The 18,217-nt window shown below is 60.5% G+C and carries 23 protein-coding genes; 6 read left to right on the top strand and 17 right to left on the bottom strand.

The window, feature by feature from the left end; all coding sequences use genetic code 11:
* Positions 1-59: 59 nt before the first annotated feature.
* From hutC to KI609_RS10845, 11 genes are all read right to left on the bottom strand, one after another.
* Positions 60-941 (bottom strand): histidine utilization repressor, encoded by an 882-nt coding sequence (hutC, locus tag KI609_RS10895; RefSeq protein ID WP_226449907.1) that lies wholly within the window; start codon positions 939-941, stop codon positions 60-62.
* Positions 942-955: 14 nt separating this feature from the next.
* Positions 956-1,735, bottom strand: coding sequence for an ABC transporter ATP-binding protein (locus tag KI609_RS10890; RefSeq protein ID WP_226449905.1), 780 nt, complete (start codon positions 1,733-1,735; stop codon positions 956-958).
* Positions 1,732-2,592, bottom strand: coding sequence for an ABC transporter permease (locus KI609_RS10885; RefSeq protein WP_146871949.1), 861 nt, complete (start codon positions 2,590-2,592; stop codon positions 1,732-1,734). Before KI609_RS10885 ends, KI609_RS10890 begins: the two co-directional genes overlap by 4 nt.
* Positions 2,593-2,614: 22 nt before the next feature.
* Positions 2,615-3,580: an ABC transporter substrate-binding protein gene (locus KI609_RS10880; protein WP_226449902.1), complete on the bottom strand. Its 966-nt coding sequence runs from the start codon at positions 3,578-3,580 to the stop codon at positions 2,615-2,617.
* Positions 3,581-3,984: 404 nt separating this feature from the next.
* Positions 3,985-5,358, bottom strand: a complete 1,374-nt coding sequence (locus KI609_RS10875; protein WP_226449900.1) for a sensor histidine kinase — start codon at positions 5,356-5,358, stop codon at positions 3,985-3,987.
* Positions 5,355-6,044: a response regulator transcription factor gene (locus tag KI609_RS10870; RefSeq protein WP_226449898.1), complete on the bottom strand. Its 690-nt coding sequence runs from the start codon at positions 6,042-6,044 to the stop codon at positions 5,355-5,357. Before KI609_RS10870 ends, KI609_RS10875 begins: the two co-directional genes overlap by 4 nt.
* A gap of 17 nt (positions 6,045-6,061) precedes the next feature.
* Positions 6,062-6,385, bottom strand: coding sequence for a hypothetical protein (locus tag KI609_RS10865; RefSeq protein ID WP_226449896.1), 324 nt, complete (start codon positions 6,383-6,385; stop codon positions 6,062-6,064).
* 17 nt (positions 6,386-6,402) lie between these two features.
* On the bottom strand, positions 6,403-6,873 hold the full coding sequence (locus tag KI609_RS10860) for a Spy/CpxP family protein refolding chaperone (protein WP_226449894.1): 471 nt from the start codon (positions 6,871-6,873) through the stop codon (positions 6,403-6,405).
* 148 nt (positions 6,874-7,021) lie between these two features.
* Positions 7,022-7,300 (bottom strand): hypothetical protein, encoded by a 279-nt coding sequence (locus KI609_RS10855; protein ID WP_226449892.1) that lies wholly within the window; start codon positions 7,298-7,300, stop codon positions 7,022-7,024.
* A 28-nt stretch (positions 7,301-7,328) separates the two neighbouring features.
* Positions 7,329-7,655, bottom strand: a complete 327-nt coding sequence (locus tag KI609_RS10850; RefSeq protein ID WP_226449890.1) for a hypothetical protein — start codon at positions 7,653-7,655, stop codon at positions 7,329-7,331.
* Between the two features lie 147 nt (positions 7,656-7,802).
* On the bottom strand, positions 7,803-8,057 hold the full coding sequence (locus KI609_RS10845; protein WP_226449888.1) for a hypothetical protein: 255 nt from the start codon (positions 8,055-8,057) through the stop codon (positions 7,803-7,805).
* 703 nt (positions 8,058-8,760) lie between these two features.
* Between KI609_RS10845 and KI609_RS10840 the strand changes: the two genes are divergently transcribed.
* From KI609_RS10840 to KI609_RS10815, 6 genes are all read left to right on the top strand, one after another.
* Positions 8,761-10,209, top strand: a complete 1,449-nt coding sequence (locus KI609_RS10840; RefSeq protein WP_226449886.1) for an IS1182 family transposase — start codon at positions 8,761-8,763, stop codon at positions 10,207-10,209.
* Between the two features lie 250 nt (positions 10,210-10,459).
* Entirely contained in the window at positions 10,460-11,530 is a 1,071-nt protein-coding gene (locus KI609_RS10835) for a DMT family transporter (RefSeq protein ID WP_226450327.1), read from the top strand.
* Positions 11,531-11,679: 149 nt separating this feature from the next.
* Positions 11,680-11,937, top strand: coding sequence for a hypothetical protein (locus tag KI609_RS10830; protein WP_226449884.1), 258 nt, complete (start codon positions 11,680-11,682; stop codon positions 11,935-11,937).
* Positions 11,938-12,265: 328 nt separating this feature from the next.
* A complete protein-coding gene (locus tag KI609_RS10825) occupies positions 12,266-12,772 on the top strand; it encodes a GNAT family N-acetyltransferase (RefSeq protein ID WP_226449882.1) in 507 nt (168 codons plus the stop codon).
* 89 nt (positions 12,773-12,861) lie between these two features.
* Entirely contained in the window at positions 12,862-13,347 is a 486-nt protein-coding gene (locus KI609_RS10820; RefSeq protein WP_226449880.1) for a hypothetical protein, read from the top strand.
* Between the two features lie 90 nt (positions 13,348-13,437).
* Complete coding sequence (locus KI609_RS10815) at positions 13,438-13,974, top strand: hypothetical protein (RefSeq protein WP_226449878.1); 537 nt, start codon at positions 13,438-13,440, stop codon at positions 13,972-13,974.
* A 232-nt stretch (positions 13,975-14,206) separates the two neighbouring features.
* On the opposite strand, the gene KI609_RS10810 is transcribed toward KI609_RS10815, so the two are convergent.
* The 6 genes from KI609_RS10810 to KI609_RS10785 form a co-directional block, all read right to left on the bottom strand.
* On the bottom strand, positions 14,207-14,482 hold the full coding sequence (locus tag KI609_RS10810) for a hypothetical protein (protein WP_226449876.1): 276 nt from the start codon (positions 14,480-14,482) through the stop codon (positions 14,207-14,209).
* A gap of 130 nt (positions 14,483-14,612) precedes the next feature.
* Entirely contained in the window at positions 14,613-15,257 is a 645-nt protein-coding gene (locus KI609_RS10805; RefSeq protein ID WP_226449874.1) for a crAss001_48 related protein, read from the bottom strand.
* A gap of 7 nt (positions 15,258-15,264) precedes the next feature.
* Positions 15,265-15,744 carry a hypothetical protein gene (locus KI609_RS10800; RefSeq protein ID WP_226449872.1) on the bottom strand — a complete coding sequence of 160 codons (480 nt, stop codon included), beginning with the start codon at positions 15,742-15,744 and terminating at the stop codon, positions 15,265-15,267.
* Positions 15,741-16,313, bottom strand: coding sequence for a lysozyme (locus KI609_RS10795; RefSeq protein ID WP_226449871.1), 573 nt, complete (start codon positions 16,311-16,313; stop codon positions 15,741-15,743). Before KI609_RS10795 ends, KI609_RS10800 begins: the two co-directional genes overlap by 4 nt.
* Positions 16,310-16,633, bottom strand: a complete 324-nt coding sequence (locus tag KI609_RS10790; protein ID WP_226449867.1) for a holin — start codon at positions 16,631-16,633, stop codon at positions 16,310-16,312. Before KI609_RS10790 ends, KI609_RS10795 begins: the two co-directional genes overlap by 4 nt.
* 54 nt (positions 16,634-16,687) lie before the next feature.
* Positions 16,688-18,214, bottom strand: coding sequence for a LamG domain-containing protein (locus KI609_RS10785; RefSeq protein WP_226449865.1), 1,527 nt, complete (start codon positions 18,212-18,214; stop codon positions 16,688-16,690).
* Positions 18,215-18,217 lie beyond the last annotated feature (3 nt).

Below are 18,217 nucleotides of genomic sequence, written 5' to 3'. Positions count from 1 at the left end.
GCAGTACAAGCGTACGACAAGGCGAGACAACGACGCCAGGGGAGTTTTGTGAGCCGCTCTCAGCCTGCGGCCGGGTTGCCGTCGGCCCGAAAGCGGCTGCCCAGCCGGTAGCGTGATGCCGGGTGCAAGCAGCGCACCACCGTGATGGGCACGCCACGCGACCAGGTGCGCCGCGTGAGAAGTAGGCAGGGCTCAGTCGCAGGCATCTCCAGCAGCGCCGCTTGCTCAGCGGTGGGCATGACGGCATCGACCACATGTTCGACCTGGTCAAACGGCACGTTGCGCACTAGATATTCGGACGGCTGCAATTGCGTAAAGTCTTGCACCGCAAATTGCGGAACCTGGCGGGGGTTGACGTGGCGGTCTTCCAACTGCACCGGCAGACCGTCTTCACGGTGCACGCACAGCGAATGGAACACCGACTCGCCCGTGCGCAAATCCAGCGCCGCAGCCACCTCGAGCGAGGCCGACACACGATCGACCGCCAGCACATCGCAGCGGTAGTCGTGCCCGCGCTGGCGAATCTCGCTGGCCAGGTTGGCAATCTGCAGCAGTGTGGACTGGGGCTTGTCTTCGGCCACAAAGCTGCCCACCCCGGCCACGCGCACGATGCGGCCCTGCTCTACCAGTTCGCGCAAAGCGCGGTTTACCGTCATGCGCGAGATGCCGAACTGGGTGACCAGCTCGCTCTCGGACGGCAGCCGGTCCCCCGCGCGCCAGGCGCCCTCCTGGATCTTGCGGGCGATGAAATCTTTGACCTGCTCGTACAACGCCATGGCCTGGGTGGCTGCGGGCGCAGGCGCCGCAGCCCGGGGCTTGTCCGCCCGCGAAGATGTGGCAGGCGCACGGGCAGGCGATGCAACCGGGGCCCGCGCAGCAGGCGCAGTGGTAGAGCGGGCTTTGGCAGAAACTGCGGGGCGGCGAGGAGAACGGGCAGGCATGGGCAGGTCAGGGGTCAGTGCAAATCGGCAGCCATGGATTCTGCGCGAATCTCCTCGGTCAACCGGGCCTTGAGGTCCATGAACTCGGGGCTGGTCTTGATCGTGTAATGGCGCGGGTGCGGCAGGTCCACCGCCAGCTCGGCCTTGATGCGGCCGGGCCGGGCGCTGAACACGGCGACGCGGTTGGCCATGAAGATGGCTTCGTCGATGTCGTGGGTGACGAAGAGCACGGTCTTGCGCTCGGCCTCCCAGATGCCCAGCAGCAGCTCCTGCATGAGCACGCGGGTCTGGTTGTCGAGCGCGCCGAAGGGCTCGTCCATCAGCAAAATCTTGGGGTCGTTGGCCAGTGCGCGCGCAATGGCGGTACGCTGTTGCATGCCGCCCGACAGCTGCTTTGGAAAGTGCTGCTCGAAGCCGCGCAGGCCGACCTTGGCGATGAAGTACGCAGCGCGTTCCTTTTGCTGTGCCTCGGGCATACCCCGCTCGCGCAGGCCAAAGCGGATGTTCTGCTCGATGGTGAGCCAGGGGAACAGCGTGTAGCTCTGGAACACCATGCCGCGGTCGGCGCCGGGGCCTTCGACGGGCACCCCATCCAGCAGCACGCGGCCGCTGGTGGCGTGGTCCAGCCCCGCCACGATGCGCAGCAGCGTGGACTTGCCACAGCCCGAGGGGCCCAGGATAGTCACGAAGTCGTTGTCCTTCACCTCGAAATCGACCGGCTGCAGCGCCTGCGTGCGCTGGCCTTTGGCAGTCTCGAAGACACGCGAGACGGCTTGGATGGATACGCTGCTCATCGCACAAAACTCCAGGCAAACAGACGGTGGTTGAGCGCCTTGAAGGCGAAGTCGGACACCAGCCCGATGAGGCCGATGATGATGATGCCGAAGATAATCTGCCCGGTGTTAAGCAGCGACTGGCTGTCGGTGATCATGTGGCCGATACCGCTGGACGAGCCGATCAGCTCGGCCACGATCACATAGGTCCACGCCCAGCCCAATACCAGGCGCAGGGTCTCGGCGATCTCGGGCGCCGCGCCAGGGATGAGCACGCGCGTGACGATGCCCTTGTGGCCCGCGCCCAGGGTGTAAGCAGCTTCCACCAGGTCGCGCCGCGCACCACCCACGGTGACGGCCACCATCAGCGTGATCTGGAAGACCGAACCGATGAAGATGACCAGGATCTTCTGCGCCTCGCCAATCCCGGCCCACAGGATCAACAGCGGGATGAAGGCCGACGCAGGCAGGTAGCGGCAAAACGAGACGAAGGGCTCAAAGAACGCCTCGATGCCCTTGTACGCACCCATCGCAATGCCCAGCGGCACGGCAATGATGGCGGCCAGGATGAAGCCACCGACCACACGCCAGATGGTCATGCCGATGTCTTTGATGAAGCCGTACTCGGTGAACAGCAGCCAGCCTTCCTTCACCATGGTGACGGGGCTGGCCAGGAAGGTGGGCGACACGAAGCCGCCCAACGTGAAGAACGCCCACACCGCCACGAACACGACGAAGAAGGCCAGCCCGAGCATCCAGCGGGCGCTGCTGCTCACAGGCTCCAGCGGGGCCAGCGAGCGCCGGCGCGCGGGGGCATGTGGTCCGGCTTTTTGCTCGGGTTTTGGCTCGGTAACGGACAGGGGTTGCACGGCGGACATGGAGCGCTCTTCTTCCGTCTATTTACTTGATGAAGCTCGCGTCAAACGTCACCGACAGGTCTTCGTTGGCCTTGCGGATGATGCCGGCCTCCAGCAGGATGGCCGTAGCGTCCTTCATGAACGTGGTCAGTTCGCCCGCAAAGAACTTCTGGTTGGCCGCCTTGTCCTGCCAGCGCAGGAAGGCCGACGACTTGGCGAACTGCTCGCCCGTCTGCTTGACAGCGGCGCCCATGATTTCGTTGGACTTGGTCGGGTCGGCCTTGATCATGTCGAGCGCCTGGAAGTACGAGTTGGCCAGCGCCTGCGCAGCCTTGCCGTTGGCCTTGAGCCAGGTGGGGTCGCAGCCCACGGTGTCCATCACCATGGGGTAGTCGAGCGTGGTGGCCAAAATCTTGCCCGAGGCAGGGTTGTTGCGCACGGTAGACAGGTAGGGCTCGTAGGTCATGGCGGCATCGTTCTGGCCCGCCACAAAGGCCTGCGCGGCCGCCTGGGGCGACAGCGTGGTGGTCTTCACGTCCTTGAGGCTCATGCCGTTCTTGCTCAGCATCCAGGCCAGGCCAAAGTACGGGGCCGTGCCGGGCGCATCCACGCCAATGGTCTTGCCCTTGAGGTCAGCAAAACCCTTGATGTCGCCACGCACTGCAATGCCGTCAGCGCCGTAGGACTTGTCCATCTGAAAGATCTGCACGATAGGCACGCCGTTGGCGTTCCACGCCACATGCGTCTCGACCGTGGTGGCGGCGCACTGGATGGACTTGGAGGCCAGGGCGAGGTGGCGGTCCTTCTGCGGGATCATCTTGATCTCCACATCCAGGCCGTTCTTCTTGAAGATGCCTGCCTTGTCGGCCAGCGTGAGCGGCGCAAAGCCCGTCCAGCCGGACATGCCCAGCACGATTTTGGTGTCTTGCGCCTGGGCCGGTGCGGCCAGGGCCATCATGCATGCCGTTGCCGCTGCCAGCGACGTCCATTTCACAACCGATCGAGTCATCATCTGCTCCTGTTTGAAGAAAGTACCTTGCCCCACTCCAGCCGGTGCACCCGTGCACATCGGACGCCATCATGACACCCCGGTATACCTGTCTATACAGGGTAAACACCAAAACCGGCTGAAAGTGATGCTGCCAACACGCAGCAAGAAAAGGGCCAACCTGTGGCAACGGCTTTTGGGTGGGGTTTCCAACACCATCAACTATCAAATTTATAGCTGCTAGCGCTTACACATCAAGCGCCAGCGACCAATTTGATATAAAACGCGCCGCTGCAGCCCCTGCAGGGTTCGGTGGCGACAAACCAAGACGCACCAGCAGTGTGCAGACAAAGTGCCCCTCAGCCCTAGAAACCCAGCAGATATTTCGTCAGAGTGGGCCGCCAGCACAGGAACAACCCCGCCGTTCAGCCCGCAAACGGCAAGATGACAGCGACTGAAAGGCCCGGCTCGGCATTGCGCATGTGCAACTGCCCCCCATGCGCCTGCGCTACCAAGCGGCACAGATAAAGGCCCAGTCCCACCCCACCCGTGGAGCGTTGGCGTGCGGTATCTGGCCGATAAAACGCCTGTGCCAGATGGGGCAGGTGTTCTGGCGGTACGCCGCAGCCATGGTCTCGCACCTCGATCGCGACCGTTTGGTCGGCGACGCGCACATGCAACTCGGGAGGTAGCGCGGCCGATTCGGTATGGCGCAAACTGTTATCGAGCAGGTTGCGCAGCACCAAGCGCAGGCGTGAACGGTCCAATAAAACCAGCGGCAGATCTTGCGCGACATGCAGGGCAATATCTGCCGCCCCCGCGTGGCGCACGCCCAGTTCGTCAATCACCTCGCGTGCCAGCTCTGCCAGATCAGTGGACTCGCGATGCAGTGCGGCATGGCGGCCTGCCAGTCGCTCGCTTTCGAGCAGGTCGGTAATAAGCCCGGCCATTTCGCCCAGGTCGCGCAGCAGGGCCTGCCGCTGGATCACCACGTCGGCGGACTCGGGCAATAGTTCGGTGTTCAGCCTCGCACGGGTCAGTGGGCTACGCAGTTCATGGCTCATCGCCAGCAACAACGCACGTTTAGCTTCCAGCATCTGGTGGATGTCGTCGCCCATCGTGTTGATGGTGGCGGCCAGTTGCCCCAGCTCGTCGGGGCGGTGGGCGTGGCGCACGGGGATGGCCTGCGCAAAATCACCGTCGCCAAAACGCTGTGCACCACTGCGAATATCGTCCAGCGGCCGCAGCAGGTGGCGCACGTACACGTAAGCCAGCGCGGTCAACAGCAGCAGCACGGTGAGCGTGCCCCAGGCAATACGCGGTCGCTTTTCCCATGAAAGCGCATTCAATCCAAATTCAATGTGGTGCCCGTCCGCAGTGGTGCGCTGCAGCAGCCGGCGCCCGTTCTCACCATCGGCCCAGTGCTCTTGCCTGCGGAATTTGTCGCTCATCCAATCGGGTTCGGGTTGCTCGGGGTGCGACGCCCAGTTGACCTGCGGGCCATCAATGCGCAACGTGACAGGCAAACGGTTGGCAATGGCCTGCGCCCGCGCGATGCTTGGCGGGCTGCCAATATCGGCGGTGAGGCGGTCCACATAGTCCATCAACAATGGTCGGGCTGCCTCGCGCCAGCCCACGGCAACGGCCCGTTGAACCCCTCCCATAAATGTGACCGCCACAGCCACAGCAAGTGCCATGAACACCAACACCAGGCGTATGTGCAATGAATGCCCCACGGCGCGCCGCGCGCGGCGATGCCAGGCGCAATCGGGATCGCGCGCCCGACGAAACACTTTCATGACACCGCGCGCCGCAGCGCCAATGAATAACCGGCGTTGCGCAGTGTCTTGATGCAGTCAAGCGGCTCCAGCTTCTTTCGCAGGCGGCTCACCACGATATCCACGGCCCGGGTATACAGATCTGCCTCATGACCCCGCAGATGGTTCAAGATGTCGTCGCGGCTGAACACCCTGCCCGGCTCCCGCGCCAAAAGGTGCAGCAGATCAAATTCGGTGCCCGTCAGCTCGACCACAGCCCCCTGGCGATGAACACTGCGCTGCGCCGCGTCAAGAACGAGGCCGTCAAACTGGAGCGCCTCCACTGCCGCGCCGCCCTGCCCCTGGCCTCTGCGACGGCGAAGGATGGTCTGCAACCTGGCTACCAGCTCGCGTGGCTCAAACGGTTTGGGCAAGTAATCATCCGCACCCAGTTCCAACCCAACGACCCGGTCCATCACGTCACCGCGTGCGGTGAGCATCACGATGGGCAGATCGCCCTGTTTGCGAATCGTGCGACACAGCTCAAACCCGTCCATCTCGGGCAGCATCACATCCAGAATCGCCGCGTCAAAGCCCCCTGCATCCAGCAAGTCGAGCCCGTGGCTGGGCCTGACCGCGTGAACCAACTCGAGCTCAAAGCGGCTGAAATAGGTGGCAAGCGGCGCCCCGAGCTGTTCATCGTCGTCAATTAGCAAAATACGGTGCATGAGCAATTCTTACACCGTCAAGCGCGTGCGCCGAGCGATGCCTGTGCCGCGCCCGCCGCACGCAATGCGCGGTGACGCACGATCAGACGGCGCAAACGGCTCTGTGCCAGAGCATGCAATGCATCGAAGTGGTCGGCGGCGGCGAGCAGGGCGGGCAGGGTACGCGCTGCCGCTTCAGGCTGCCGGGCGACCAGCTGCAGCGCGTGGTCTCGATCAAATCGCGGGCCCCACACCAGCGACATGAGCTCATCGTGCGGGTCGGTTGCCCCTGCAAGCAACTCGCTGCCGTGAATGCGTACGCCCTGAGCCAAGCGGTGTACCGGTTCCTGAGTGGGTGACATGGCAAGTCCCGCTCGCATCAACCGCGCGCCATCCAGCCTTTGCGCCGGTGTTGCATCATCTCGCGCACCTTTTGCTGCTGACTGGGGTTGAGGCTGTCGTAGAAATCTGCCAGAGCCGTGATGACTTCAGGACTGTTGGCCTGCAAGGCACGCGTCGTCTCATCCACCATGGCTTGAGCATGGGCACGGTCAAATGTGCTCCCCGCCACGATGGTTTGCATTTCAGCGTGACGATCCTGCGTCTTGCCCATGAAAGCCGTACGCTGGGCCTCCAACTTGTCGGCCAGAATATCAAGCTTGTGCTTCTGCGCCTCGTCCAAATCGAGCTTGCTGCTTACCCGCGCAACCAACTTGCCGCGCACCTGGCTCATTTTTTCGGCGCCCATGGGCCCGCTATGCGGGCCGCCGCTGGAGCAAGCCGTTAGACCGCCCAGGACAATAGAAGCGCCGAACACGCCCAATAAAGTTTTTCGAATCCAGGGGCTCATGTTGCCGTCCTTTCAAGGAAGGTGTTGAACATGGCCCTCATCTTGCCCACCGCCAAACGCGGCGTCGTCTCGACCCGGTTTCGGTTTATTTCATTTTGTTTCGTCAGGGCTGCGGCCCTTCAACGTCCACTGTCTTGCGGAGGGGGCGTCAGCGCACCACGGCAGCCAATACCAGCAAGCGATTGGCCAACTGGGCCGCATCCGTGTCCATCTGCGTGCGCGCGACGCACCCAATCGTCCAGCCGCCATACCAGATAGAGAATGCCGCAGCCTGCGGGAACACCTCTGGCGCATTGGCGCCGTACGCCAAAATGGCGTCTTCAATGCGGGGATGGACAGTGGGCGCGCCTACCAGCAGCTTGCCATCAAACACCCTGGCAAGATATTGATGTGAGCCTTGGTGGCCAATGTGCAGGATCAGCGCCATAGCAGACCTCGGGGCCGCGCCAATAACGTCAGGCACCTTGCAGTGCTGCATCCGCGCGCGCCAACCCTGAAAGATCTCCACCCAGCGCATCCCCCTCCCCCGCCAGCAAGCCTATGCAATCGATGGCCAACGGAGGGTCGCAGGGCTCGGCATAGACACGCAAAGCAATGTCTTGCGCGGCGGGTGAGAAATACAGAGAGAGGTTGTCGGTGTTTTTGTCATAGCAAGAAAAGAGCGCCCGCCCTGATCCAGGCGGGCACATCAGAAACTTTGACATGAACATTTGCTGAATACGCAGCGTCGGCTCAAACGCCTGATCATCATTGCCGAGATTCAATTTGTACCAACTACCCATGAATCACCTTTCAACGGGCAACACCCGTAATTGAAGGAATTCATCATATTTTTGTGACGAGACTACAAACCGCCCACCGCAGCGCATTCACTTGTAGGAGATCTGCCCATGGCTCGCAGTGCTGCCATCAGCGTTGCTGCGCCAGAATCAATCGAAAGAAGGCTCGAGATCACACTCAGACTCAGACAGGACTGCGCGTGGAACATGAGCAGTCGCACCACCGCAGGCTCGCAGCGTGGCAGCACCCAGCCCGGTGATGAACAGCACCTGTGCGGTCTGCACATCTGCATCGACCGATGAAAACCGGACCTCGACCAAGCCCGCAGCATGCAACACCCGCAACGTGTCAATGTTCTCTACATCCGACTCGATCAGGGGCAGTTCATCCTGCGAAAGTTCCAACAAATATCTCATTGGCATACCACCTCCGGCTTGAACGAACGTGCATTCTGAATGCGACACAAAACGACCTTCAAGAACTGATACACACGGGAACAATATGCCAAAGCAGCGTATCTGCGCGAGTCACTCCAAAGAGAAAAATTGATCGAAAAAAGCATCAAGCGCTGGCGGGAATTGAACCCGCGTCCGCGCCTTGTTCCACGCCAGATGCCATCAATCGGTGCGAAATCGGTGCGAATTTCTGCGACGCACCCGACACCACTGGACACCGACAATTGTTAGAAATTGAAACTGAACTGGTCGCCATTCCGGGCAAAATTCCACGCCATGGCCCATATCTACGAAAAGCTGCTCTCCGCGCTCAAGACCCATTAGAAGGCACACAACAACGCCCACCCCAAAAAGTTCGTAATTTCTTCCTCTGAATTCGCGAAGCTCAAAAACGACCCCTCATCCACAAGGAAGGCCGTCACAGGCAATGACGTGGACGATCAAACCAAATTCATGGGCGTGAAGCTGGAAGTAGACGACTCAGCGCCTGGTGCGCATTCCGGTGATGATGACCGGTCAGTCCAGCAGCATGAACACCCTTAGCAGGTATCCTCGGCCACCGGCCGCAATCGGCCGAGGCTGTGTGAAAACACTTCGCCATTCGGACCATCGCAAATAAAATCATGCCACCCCGTTGCGATCGAGGTGACCCATGAAGAGATTCATCGAAGGCGAGGACCGAAGACAGGTCACGCTGCTGCCGGAGTGCCTGGACGACTACATCGGCGAGGACAACCCGGTACGAGTAGTAGATGCCTTTGTCGAGGAGCTCGATCTCCAGTCGATCGGCTTCGATGGCGTCAATCCTGCTGCCACCGGTCGGCCGGCGTATCACCCTGCCGTACTGCTCAAGCTCTACATCTACGGGTATCTCAACCGCATCCAATCGAGCCGTCGTTTGGAGCGTGAAGCCCAGCGCAATGTCGAGCTGATGTGGCTGACCGGCCGTCTCGCGCCGGACTTCAAGACCATTGCCGACTTCCGCCGCAACAGCGGCCCGGGCATCCGCAACGTCTGCAAGCGCTTCATCGCCATGTGCCGGCAGTTCAAGCTCTTCTCGCAGGCCATAGTGGCGATCGATGGCAGCAAGTTCAAGGCGGTCAACAGCCGCGACCGCAACTTCACCCCGGGCAAGATCGACAGGCGCCAGGAGCAAATCGAACAAAGCATCCAGCGTTACCTCGACGCGCTGGAGACCGCTGACCGCACGCAGCCCGCGGAAGTCGAGGCTAAGACAGAACGCTTGCAGGAGAAGATCAAGAAGTTACGCGAGCAGATGCGGCGGCTCGATAGCTTGAGAGAGCAGCTAAAGGACCTACCTGACGGACAGATATCACTCACCGATCCCGATGCACGCTCGATGACTACCCAGGCCAAGGGATCGGGTCTGGTGGGCTACAACGTGCAGACGGCCGTCGATGCCGAGCACCATCTGATCGTCGCGCACGAGGTCACGAATGTCGGCAACGACCGTGCACAACTGCACAAGATGGCCTGCGCCGCAGGCCAGACGATGGGAACTCAGGGCCTACAGGCCTTCGCCGACCGCGGCTACTTCAGTGGCCCGCAGCTCAAGGCCTGCGAAGACGCCAGCATCACGGCATTCGTACCCAAGCCTATGACCTCCAACGCGAAGGCCGAGGGGCGCTTCGACAAGGCCGACTTCATCTACATCGCGGAGGATGATGAATACCAGTGCCCTGCGGGCAAGCGAGCCATCTACCGGTTCAGCACGCTGGAGAAGAGCGGTCTCAATGCGCGTGTCTACTGGAGCAGTGCATGCCCGGGATGCGCCCTCAAGGCTGAGTGCACGACCAGCCGCAACAGACGCATCCGGCGTTGGGAACACGAAGAAGTTCTTGAGCGTGTGCAGCAGCGGCTGGACCGCAAGCCGGACGCCATGACCTTGCGCAGGTCCACCGTGGAACATGTCTTCGGCACTCTCAAGCACTGGATGGGCTCGACGCACTTCCTGATGAAGACCCTCAAGCATGTCAGCACCGAGATGAGCCTGCATGTGCTGGCCTACAACCTCAAGCGGGTGATCGGCGTGCTGGGCATCGCGGGGACGATGCAGGCGATGAGGATGGTCAAGGCATGAGGCCTTTCTTGGCCTCTACAAGCACATCCGCGCTTCAGATCGACTCATCAGCCCCAGGGGTGCGCTCAAAAACGCGGAGGCCGAAAATACGGCCCAGTTAGGCAGGAAGGGATTCGCCCGTTCACTCGCTGCGCGTTTCCACACAGCCTCGGCCAGAAGCGGACATTGCCGGTCAAACTTCAGCACGCAACATCCTTAGCTAACGGCTCAACGTGCATCATTGCCTTTGCAGGTGTGTTTTACTTTCTCCATGTCTATACGTTCCGCTGCACCCGCACTCGCCGCCGCCCTGTTGTTTGGCGCGAGCACGCCATTTGCCAAGCTGCTGCTCGGCAATGTGACACCTTTGCTATTGGCCGGGCTGCTCTACCTGGGCAGCGGACTTGGCCTGTGTCTGTTGCTGGCGCTGCGCCAGCTGAGGAAAAAAGAAGGTGAGCACACTCCCGATGCTCTGCGTATTCCACGGGCCGAACTGCCCTGGCTGCTGAGCGCCATCGTGTTTGGCGGCGTACTCGGCCCAGCGCTGCTGATGCTCGGACTGACCCAGACCAGCGGCGCCTCGGCATCGCTGCTGCTGAATGTCGAAGGCGTGTTGACTGCGCTCATCGCCTGGTGGGTGTTCAAGGAGAATGCGGACCGCCACATCGTATTGGGTATGGTGGTCATCGTTCTTGCCGGTCTCCTGCTGTCCTGGCAGCCAGGCGCTGTGAGATTTTCGTCAGGTGCGTTGCTCATTGTTGGGGCATGCCTGTGCTGGGCAGTGGACAACAACCTGACCCGCAAGGTTTCGACGAACGATGCCATGCTGGTCGCCGGGTTGAAGGGATTACTTGCCGGGGTCAGCAATACCGCCCTGGCGCTTCTCAATGGCGCCGCGCTGCCATCGATGACCACGCTGGGTGGGAGCCTCGTCGTGGGATTTATCGGCTATGGATTGAGTTTGACCTTGTTCGTGGTGGCTCTGCGGACGCTGGGCACGGCCCGGACGGGGGCTTATTTTTCGGTAGCACCGCTGTTTGGCGTGGCCATTTCTTTGGCGTTATGGCCCGACGTGCCGGGCCCACTCTTCTGGACGGCCGCCGCGCTGATGGCCGTTGGCATCTGGTTGCATGTCCGCGAGCGGCATGAACACGAACACAGCCATGAGCCGCTGGAGCACAGCCACAGGCATTCGCATGACGAGCACCACCAGCACGCGCATGCCTTTGCCTGGAACGCCACGGAACCGCACACGCATGCCCACCGGCATGAGGTGTTGACGCACAAGCACCCGCATTACCCGGACATTCATCACCGCCATGGGCATGCACATCCGCATTGAGATGGCCTGTGTATCAATCCGGGCTATTAGCTTGTAGCTCGGTGATTTACTGACGTCTGCTTACGGGAAAGGTGTACGGCTGCTTTGGGCCCGGTAGTGCCCCTCGCCGTGGGGCAGAATCCGGCTAATAGCAGACCTTCGCATTCTTTATGACGCTCGTATCCATTTTTTTCGCTTCGGTGGTTCTTTGGATAGTTGTCGGAGCAGTCTGGCTCCTTCCCCAAAAGCTGAAGCTGATGAAGCGGCTCGGACACCTGAATGCATATCAAATCATTCAGCTTGGCAAAGAGGGTGATGCCGAAGTGCAGAGCCTACGTAGGAAGGGCTGGTGGTGGATTGCTATTGGAATGACTGCACTCCTGCCCCAGCTGATCGTTCTGAACATCATCAAGGCAACGAGCAACTAAGGGGCAAACTTTTTTGTCTCGGCTACGCTCTTGACTTCCGCTTTGGGCCCAAAGCCGCCGCTCAGTAGTGCCGCCTGGAAGCCGCCATTGACTTGCTGTCGCGGTTGCTGGAAATCCCTGTGTTTGCCTACGGCAAGCTATAGTTTGCTGACTTAAAGCGTACCGGGTTTCATGGAATTTTTATACCTGTACGTTTGAACAGCTCATCGCTTGAAAAGCTATGCTGCAAGCGGCCTCCAGGAGAAATCAGTGCCCAGAATATCCCGCACGGTCCAGTTTATCCCGCAGGTTTTGCGGTCTAAATTACGTTATGCCTCAAGGAGTATCAATGCCTGATCTATTCGTCCAGCAGGAAGAGTTTTCTGAATGGCTATCCGATGAACCGCATCTTCTGGCCCCGTTGCTCCAGGGGTACGGCGACGCCATCTCGGATATGGGCGGCAATCTGCTAACAGATCCTCGGTCATCAAAGAACGCTCACGTTCTCAATCCGGATTTCGCAAAGCAACAGCGATATTTCATGGGCTTTCAGCATAAACAGTTTCAGTTCGTTCTTTCGTGCCTCTATGTCTTCCCTGCGTTCAGAGGCGCGGGCCTCGGAAAGCATCTCGTCAATACTGCGAAGCAAATGGTCCAAGACAAAGGATTCATTCAAGTCGCCGTGGAGCAACAGAAGATCCCTCAGCTTGATCGCTTCTACAAAGATCTGGGCTTCCTGTCGACCGACGACATCATCTCCAATGGTTTCGGTATGGCATATCGAGACTATTTCTGGTCAGGGAAGAAATTCTCTTTGTCGCGCGTCGGGAACACTATCGCGGTACAGCCGCTATGAGGCATAACCCGGCGTTCGAGGCGACCTGCGCGAAAAGCCGCGCAGGCGCCTCAACTCCACGTTAGAGCTCTCAGGCCCGATCGGACGCCGTGAACTTCACATCCACATCGCCGTACGTCGACATCTGCATCGAGTATGCGTATGCATACCCTCAGGGAACCTTGAGCGCCGAGTTTTCACGCACCGTCAACCGCATCTGTCGCAGACATTCGGATGGTGAGCACGCCACGACGAAGCCTATCTACATTCGGCACGGTCCGTTTGAAACTGAGGCGCTCCCTACGAACATCCGCGATGGTCTATGGCACTTCTTTGGGAATCGCCAGGCGAGAAGTTGGAACCAACTTCCTTTCGCAGAGTATTTCGCTCAAGTCAAGGCCGAGATGGTCCAGTGCTACGTTCCCTTCAGGTCGTTCTCGGAGGAAAGTTTCCAGGACGCAATGCGTCTTCGGGTTTATCAGGACACTATGAATATCATGGCAGGTCGTTCGGTGGACGAGGTTTCCTCAAAGACCTACTCAACTCTTCAAAAATTTAAGTGGCGTTTGAAGCGCACCACACCACCGGAGCTCTAACATGACAATCGACACGGACCCAGACCTGCAGGAGGCGGCTTCGCCGCAAAGGGTGGTGGTCCGGTCATTTTCACGTTGGGCGTCATAGGCGTGAGCACGAACGACTTTCTGAAGTTTGTTCCTAAACCAATCGATGCAGTGGGCATCAGAGCGGGCGAAGGGCCGAACGTTCAAGTAGCCTTAGCCATCATCCAGCGAACAACTGCTTTGCGCGCATACAGCAGCTTTGGCAAAGGTCGTGACTGGATGGAGGAGTTGTCTAAAGCTTACGTGGTGGCGCTCGCAACCCGCTCGGCGGACACAGTTGTTATGAAGCTAATCCAAGAAGACTTGGCCGCGAAATTATCGACTGATTGCCGTGGGTGCAAGGAAGCATCTGTTGGCGTAAACATCATCAGAGAGCGCCTGTTTCCCACGCTGAAGGTGCTCAGAGAACATGCCAATGAGCTGGTGCACCACCTTGATGATCCAAAGAACAAAGGCGTGGCTGGGTTAAACATAGAGGGCGTATTTGCCTACTGTCACCACTTCTTTCAGGAGAACGCCGAGGCGCTATTTGGTGTCATTCCGAACCCGAACGGGTTATTCCCGGAAGTGAAATGCAAAAAATGCAGCGCCAGTTCCTAAGTGCCGCCATGTGGCAATGGCGCCCAACCCTTCTTTCGAGCGGACCTGCGCGAAAAGCCGCGCAGGCCGCTCAATTCGAACGTTGAACGTCCGCTTCCATTTGCGGTGAGCTGCTGCTTCTGGCCGATTGCAGCCGGTGACCGAGGATACCTGCTAAGGGTGTTCATGCTGCTGGACTGACCGGTCATCATCACCGGAATGCGCAGCTACTGCTCAAACCTGAGCAGCGGTATCAAGTCGATGGGCACATCCGCCAGGAAGGATGTACCGAGGGCCGTCGCTTGAGCACGCGCGCCACGAAGGATTTCGCCGCTACCAGCGCCACGCGCGGTTTCTCTTGGCTGGGCGGCTTGACCTGCGGCTGAAAGGGTTCCACCCAGGCAGTGAGCAGGCGGACAACCCCGTAGCTCACGGCGGACACAACGCGGTCAGCGGCGACGGAAATGGCAGAGGCGGCAGCCATGAAAGCCACGGCAACCAGGGAAACGAGGCGGGACGAACGGTACATGGTGAATCTCCAAAAGGTGGTGCCGTGGCTACCGGCGAAGGGCCCCTTGCCGTGGCGGGGAATGGGTGTCGGCCAGGCTGGCGAACCACTTGGCCATCCCGGCGCACCGGGGCGGGCCTTGCCGACGTAATCAGAAGCAGGCGATCCGCTCGTCCAAGATGCCGGAGTAAACGGCCATGGCCTTCGACTGGCGAGACAGACGCTCCTGTTCGGCGCTGGGCAGCTTCAGGAAAAGCGGGTTGTCCAGAACGAAGGCATCCAGCTTTGACAGGCGCTCGTCCAGTTCTCGCTTCTCGTCCAGCACGCGCTGTTGGTGAGGCGGCAGAGCCTTGGCCTGGATCTCGCGCTCCAGAGAGTCGGGGCCGGGATCGATGACGGGGAGCTGTAAACTCGCGGAAGTGGTGCCCACACTTGGCGCACCAATCGGCGGGATCACAATCCCAGATGCCATGGCGGCCGATGCAGACTCCGCTTTTGCCGCCTGCCCCTGCTGGTAGGGCATCCATTCGGCGTAGAAGCCGGTCGCGGGTGTCGAGTCACCGGGTTGCAGCAGATTGACGCTGGTTGCGATGAACGGGTTGCCGTAGTGATCGAGCACCGACAGGTTCACCATGCGTTCGCTCCACACATAGGTCACGGTGGCGTCCAGCGGTTGCCCATGAAGTTCGTTCAGGCGGCCGCGTTCGGTAGTGCCGGGCTTCTGCAGATCAGTAGTGCCATTGGGGCGAAACCAAACTTTGCGGCCCACGGTGGGCTTGATGACAGTAGAGGTCATGGTGTTCTCAGGGAGTTGACCCGGCATCCGGCCGGGGCGGGATTACTGGCCAGGCTTCACGGTGGGTTCGGACATCACTTGCGTGCCCATCAGCTTTTTCAACCATGCCTGCATAAGCGGCACGGCAGTCGTCGAATACGGCGTTGACGGCAAGGGCGTACTCAAGGACGGCGGCGGGGGGAGCTGCAGCGAGGCTGCGGGCGGCACCGGCGTTTTGGTCCCGCAGCCCGTCAGAAACACGGTGCAGATGGTCAATTTCAGTGCGCAAAAGCGCTTCACGGGTGCGGGCAGCATTCAGGGCTCCTTGGTAGGTCGAGGTGATGGCACGCTCGTCGGCGCGGGCCTGGCTCACTGCGCCCAGGCGCTCATTCGTCTGCTCCAGCCGGACCTCGGCCACGGCGGCATCCATGCGGGCGTCTTGAAAGACCCACACGCCAGCGGCGGCCACGGTGGCAGCAATCAGATGGGTGATGAGAGTGAGGTTCACGCGCCCACCTCGCACTTCGCGGTTTCGTCCGCACGTCGGTTGGCAAGCCCTTGAACGAACGTGTAAACCTTCTTACCGGTCTTGGGGTCGATGTGACTGGTGAAACTCCACACCAGAGTCCCGTCATCGCCACGGCTGATGCGCTGGCAACCGCGCTCCCACTCGCCACGGTTCCATGCGGCCATGGCACCGCTGCCACAGGTGGCGCTGGCTCCGAGGTTCCATGCGTGGCTGCTGGCCATGTCGAGCACGCTTGGCGGTGGCAGACGTTTGAAGCAAGAGAGCACGGCGCGCTGCACGCGTTCCAGTGCGTTGGATTCCTCTACTACACACTTCTCTTCGGTCCAGCGCTCGCCGACGATGATCGGGGTGGTGGTGACGTGACGTGTAAGGCCATTGCAGACGGTGGGGATGTTGCCGGCCAGCTTGTCGGCATAGACCACCAGCACGCGGGCCTTGCCGCTTTCCCACTGCTGGAGGTGGTCTATCAGCATCGGTGACAGCAGCGTGACGAAGCCGCCGAGGGCCGCGACCCAGATCACCTTCGGCTGAATCTTGGAGTCGCTCATTCGTCCGCCGCAAGTTCGCCAAGGTCCGTGTCCCGATGGAACACCGGCAGGCCTGATGTACGCATTAACTGCATGCGCATGTCGCGCTCGGTTTCCCGGCGCTGGTGCTCAGCCTCGCGGCGTCGATCATCGGCAGCTTGGCGCTTGTTGGCTTCGCGCTTGTAGTACCAAGTGACGATCAAGCCAATCACGGCCACCGCTGCACCGATGTACGTGGCAATTTCCGTTGCAGTCCACTTCCCGGCCACCGCAACGGCGCCGCCGACAATCGTTGCTTTGTTTCCGGCTGCGCCGATGGCTTCAAGGGTTTCTGTCTTCATGAGCCCGGAGTGTTCCGGGCATAGCGCAACAGGTCGAACCCTACTGGGGGGGAATCAAGCCAGAACGGAGATTTCCCGCTGTCGCGTGGTCACAGTAACTTGTCCCGGTGCGGAGATGGCCACCACGGAGAGCGGAGCGGTTCGCGCGCTGATCTCGCGCAGCATGGTGGCCACAGATACGTCTCGAGTGAAATCACGCGTACCCCCGCGGATTCTTGTCGCGCTGGTGATGTTCACAACCGCAGCGGCTTGCCCGGTAACGGCGACGGCCCCGGCGGCTACAGAGCCCACCTGCACCGTGTTGTCCGAGAAGGCTGCAATAGGCACTGCACCGGCAGCCGCAGAGCTGACAGCCACCGAAGCGCTGGCCTGGCCACGCACTGGCACAGACCCGGACGCCACCGACAAAACCGTGACTTCCGATGCCCCCTGCCCCGCCGCGCGCACTGCAGCAGATCCAGCCGAAGCAACGTCTACCACCGTACTTCCGGACAGTTCCGCGCCCGACCGCACCGTGGCGTCCGCGCTGGAAGTGACGTTGATGGCCGTAGATCCTGCGCCCTGCACAATGGCGGCGCCGGATGCGGTTGACGAGACTCCTACCGTGGCTGCCCCGGACAGAACAGCTTCTGGGATGCCCAGCTCGCCAGCCGCTGCCGAGGTGACAGCCACAGTCGTGGCGGCCGAACCATCGACTGCGATACCGCCCGCCGCCGTGGAGGCTACTGAGACGTTGGCCGCTGCGGCGCCAGAATTTGATACCGAGGCAGACGACGAAGATGTAACGCCAACAGCCGCTGACGCGGAAAGCTCAGCGTCCGCCCCGAAAGTTGGGAATCCCGCCGTCGGTGGAGTGAAGTTCGCCGTGTACCTGGCGAGCCCTTTCGTGATTCGGACCTCATCGATATAGCCCGACAGCAACTGCAGAGGGCTGGGGTTATTCGAGTCTGTCCCCGTCGCACCGATGCTGACGCCATAGTCTGTCTTTGTGCTATTCAGACCTATTGGTGTGGTTGCCCAGATAGCCCCGCTCGTCACCGTAGTGGTCGCCGCCACGCCATTAACGTAGATCTTCGGAACCCCGTTCTGGAGGACGATCGCCACATGCGCCCAAGTCGCTGCGCTAAGTACGGCAGTGGTCGTGGTCATGCCAAAAATCCAAGGATTTGTGGCGGAGGATATCCCTGAAATCTGTAGGGCGAGGTTGCCGGACGTGGAATACAGAGACCATCCACCACGACCACTTCCGCCGCTACCAGGCAGCGCGTGGGAGATGAGGTTTTGAGCTTCCCCCCCAACACCGTCAAGCCGAACCCAAAGCTCTATGGTGTAGTTTGACGACGAGGTGATCGAACCAAGGTCAAAATCTGCATCAGCCCCGGAAAAAAAACGGGTCGAAGCCGATCCATCGGCCCGTAGGCTGGCCCCACCAAATTTGCTTTGTGTGGTGCTTATCTTGGCGTTCCCGCCGACTGAGATCGTTTTCCCGAAACTGCTGCTGTCTACGACGGTCGTGGAGTTGTTCGCCCCGTCGCCTTTCAGCAGCAGGACGACTTTACTGAAATCTGCGTCTCCAGCCATGGG

This window comes from Acidovorax radicis, assembly GCF_020510705.1.
Lineage (GTDB): Bacteria > Pseudomonadota > Gammaproteobacteria > Burkholderiales > Burkholderiaceae_C > Acidovorax > Acidovorax radicis_A.
The sequence above is the reverse complement of the archived record's forward strand: the minus strand, read 5'-3'. Positions and strand labels throughout refer to the sequence as shown.

Coding starts and splice junctions, on each gene's coding strand:
- KI609_RS10870 (WP_226449898.1), bottom strand. CDS start 6,044: ATGCACCGTATTTTGCTAATTGACGACGATGAACAGCTCGGGGCGCCG.
- KI609_RS10805 (WP_226449874.1), bottom strand. CDS start 15,257: ATGACCTCTACTGTCATCAAGCCCACCGTGGGCCGCAAAGTTTGGTTT.
- KI609_RS10795 (WP_226449871.1), bottom strand. CDS start 16,313: ATGAGCGACTCCAAGATTCAGCCGAAGGTGATCTGGGTCGCGGCCCTC.
- KI609_RS10810 (WP_226449876.1), bottom strand. CDS start 14,482: ATGTACCGTTCGTCCCGCCTCGTTTCCCTGGTTGCCGTGGCTTTCATG.
- KI609_RS10890 (WP_226449905.1), bottom strand. CDS start 1,735: ATGAGCAGCGTATCCATCCAAGCCGTCTCGCGTGTCTTCGAGACTGCC.
- KI609_RS10865 (WP_226449896.1), bottom strand. CDS start 6,385: ATGTCACCCACTCAGGAACCGGTACACCGCTTGGCTCAGGGCGTACGC.
- KI609_RS10835 (WP_226450327.1), top strand. CDS start 10,460: ATGTCTATACGTTCCGCTGCACCCGCACTCGCCGCCGCCCTGTTGTTT.
- KI609_RS10855 (WP_226449892.1), bottom strand. CDS start 7,300: ATGGCGCTGATCCTGCACATTGGCCACCAAGGCTCACATCAATATCTT.
- KI609_RS10825 (WP_226449882.1), top strand. CDS start 12,266: ATGCCTGATCTATTCGTCCAGCAGGAAGAGTTTTCTGAATGGCTATCC.
- KI609_RS10880 (WP_226449902.1), bottom strand. CDS start 3,580: ATGACTCGATCGGTTGTGAAATGGACGTCGCTGGCAGCGGCAACGGCA.
- KI609_RS10850 (WP_226449890.1), bottom strand. CDS start 7,655: ATGGGTAGTTGGTACAAATTGAATCTCGGCAATGATGATCAGGCGTTT.
- KI609_RS10830 (WP_226449884.1), top strand. CDS start 11,680: ATGACGCTCGTATCCATTTTTTTCGCTTCGGTGGTTCTTTGGATAGTT.
- KI609_RS10875 (WP_226449900.1), bottom strand. CDS start 5,358: ATGAAAGTGTTTCGTCGGGCGCGCGATCCCGATTGCGCCTGGCATCGC.
- KI609_RS10860 (WP_226449894.1), bottom strand. CDS start 6,873: ATGAGCCCCTGGATTCGAAAAACTTTATTGGGCGTGTTCGGCGCTTCT.
- KI609_RS10840 (WP_226449886.1), top strand. CDS start 8,761: ATGAAGAGATTCATCGAAGGCGAGGACCGAAGACAGGTCACGCTGCTG.
- KI609_RS10885 (WP_146871949.1), bottom strand. CDS start 2,592: ATGTCCGCCGTGCAACCCCTGTCCGTTACCGAGCCAAAACCCGAGCAA.
- hutC (WP_226449907.1), bottom strand. CDS start 941: ATGCCTGCCCGTTCTCCTCGCCGCCCCGCAGTTTCTGCCAAAGCCCGC.
- KI609_RS10790 (WP_226449867.1), bottom strand. CDS start 16,633: ATGAAGACAGAAACCCTTGAAGCCATCGGCGCAGCCGGAAACAAAGCA.
- KI609_RS10785 (WP_226449865.1), bottom strand. CDS start 18,214: ATGGCTGGAGACGCAGATTTCAGTAAAGTCGTCCTGCTGCTGAAAGGC.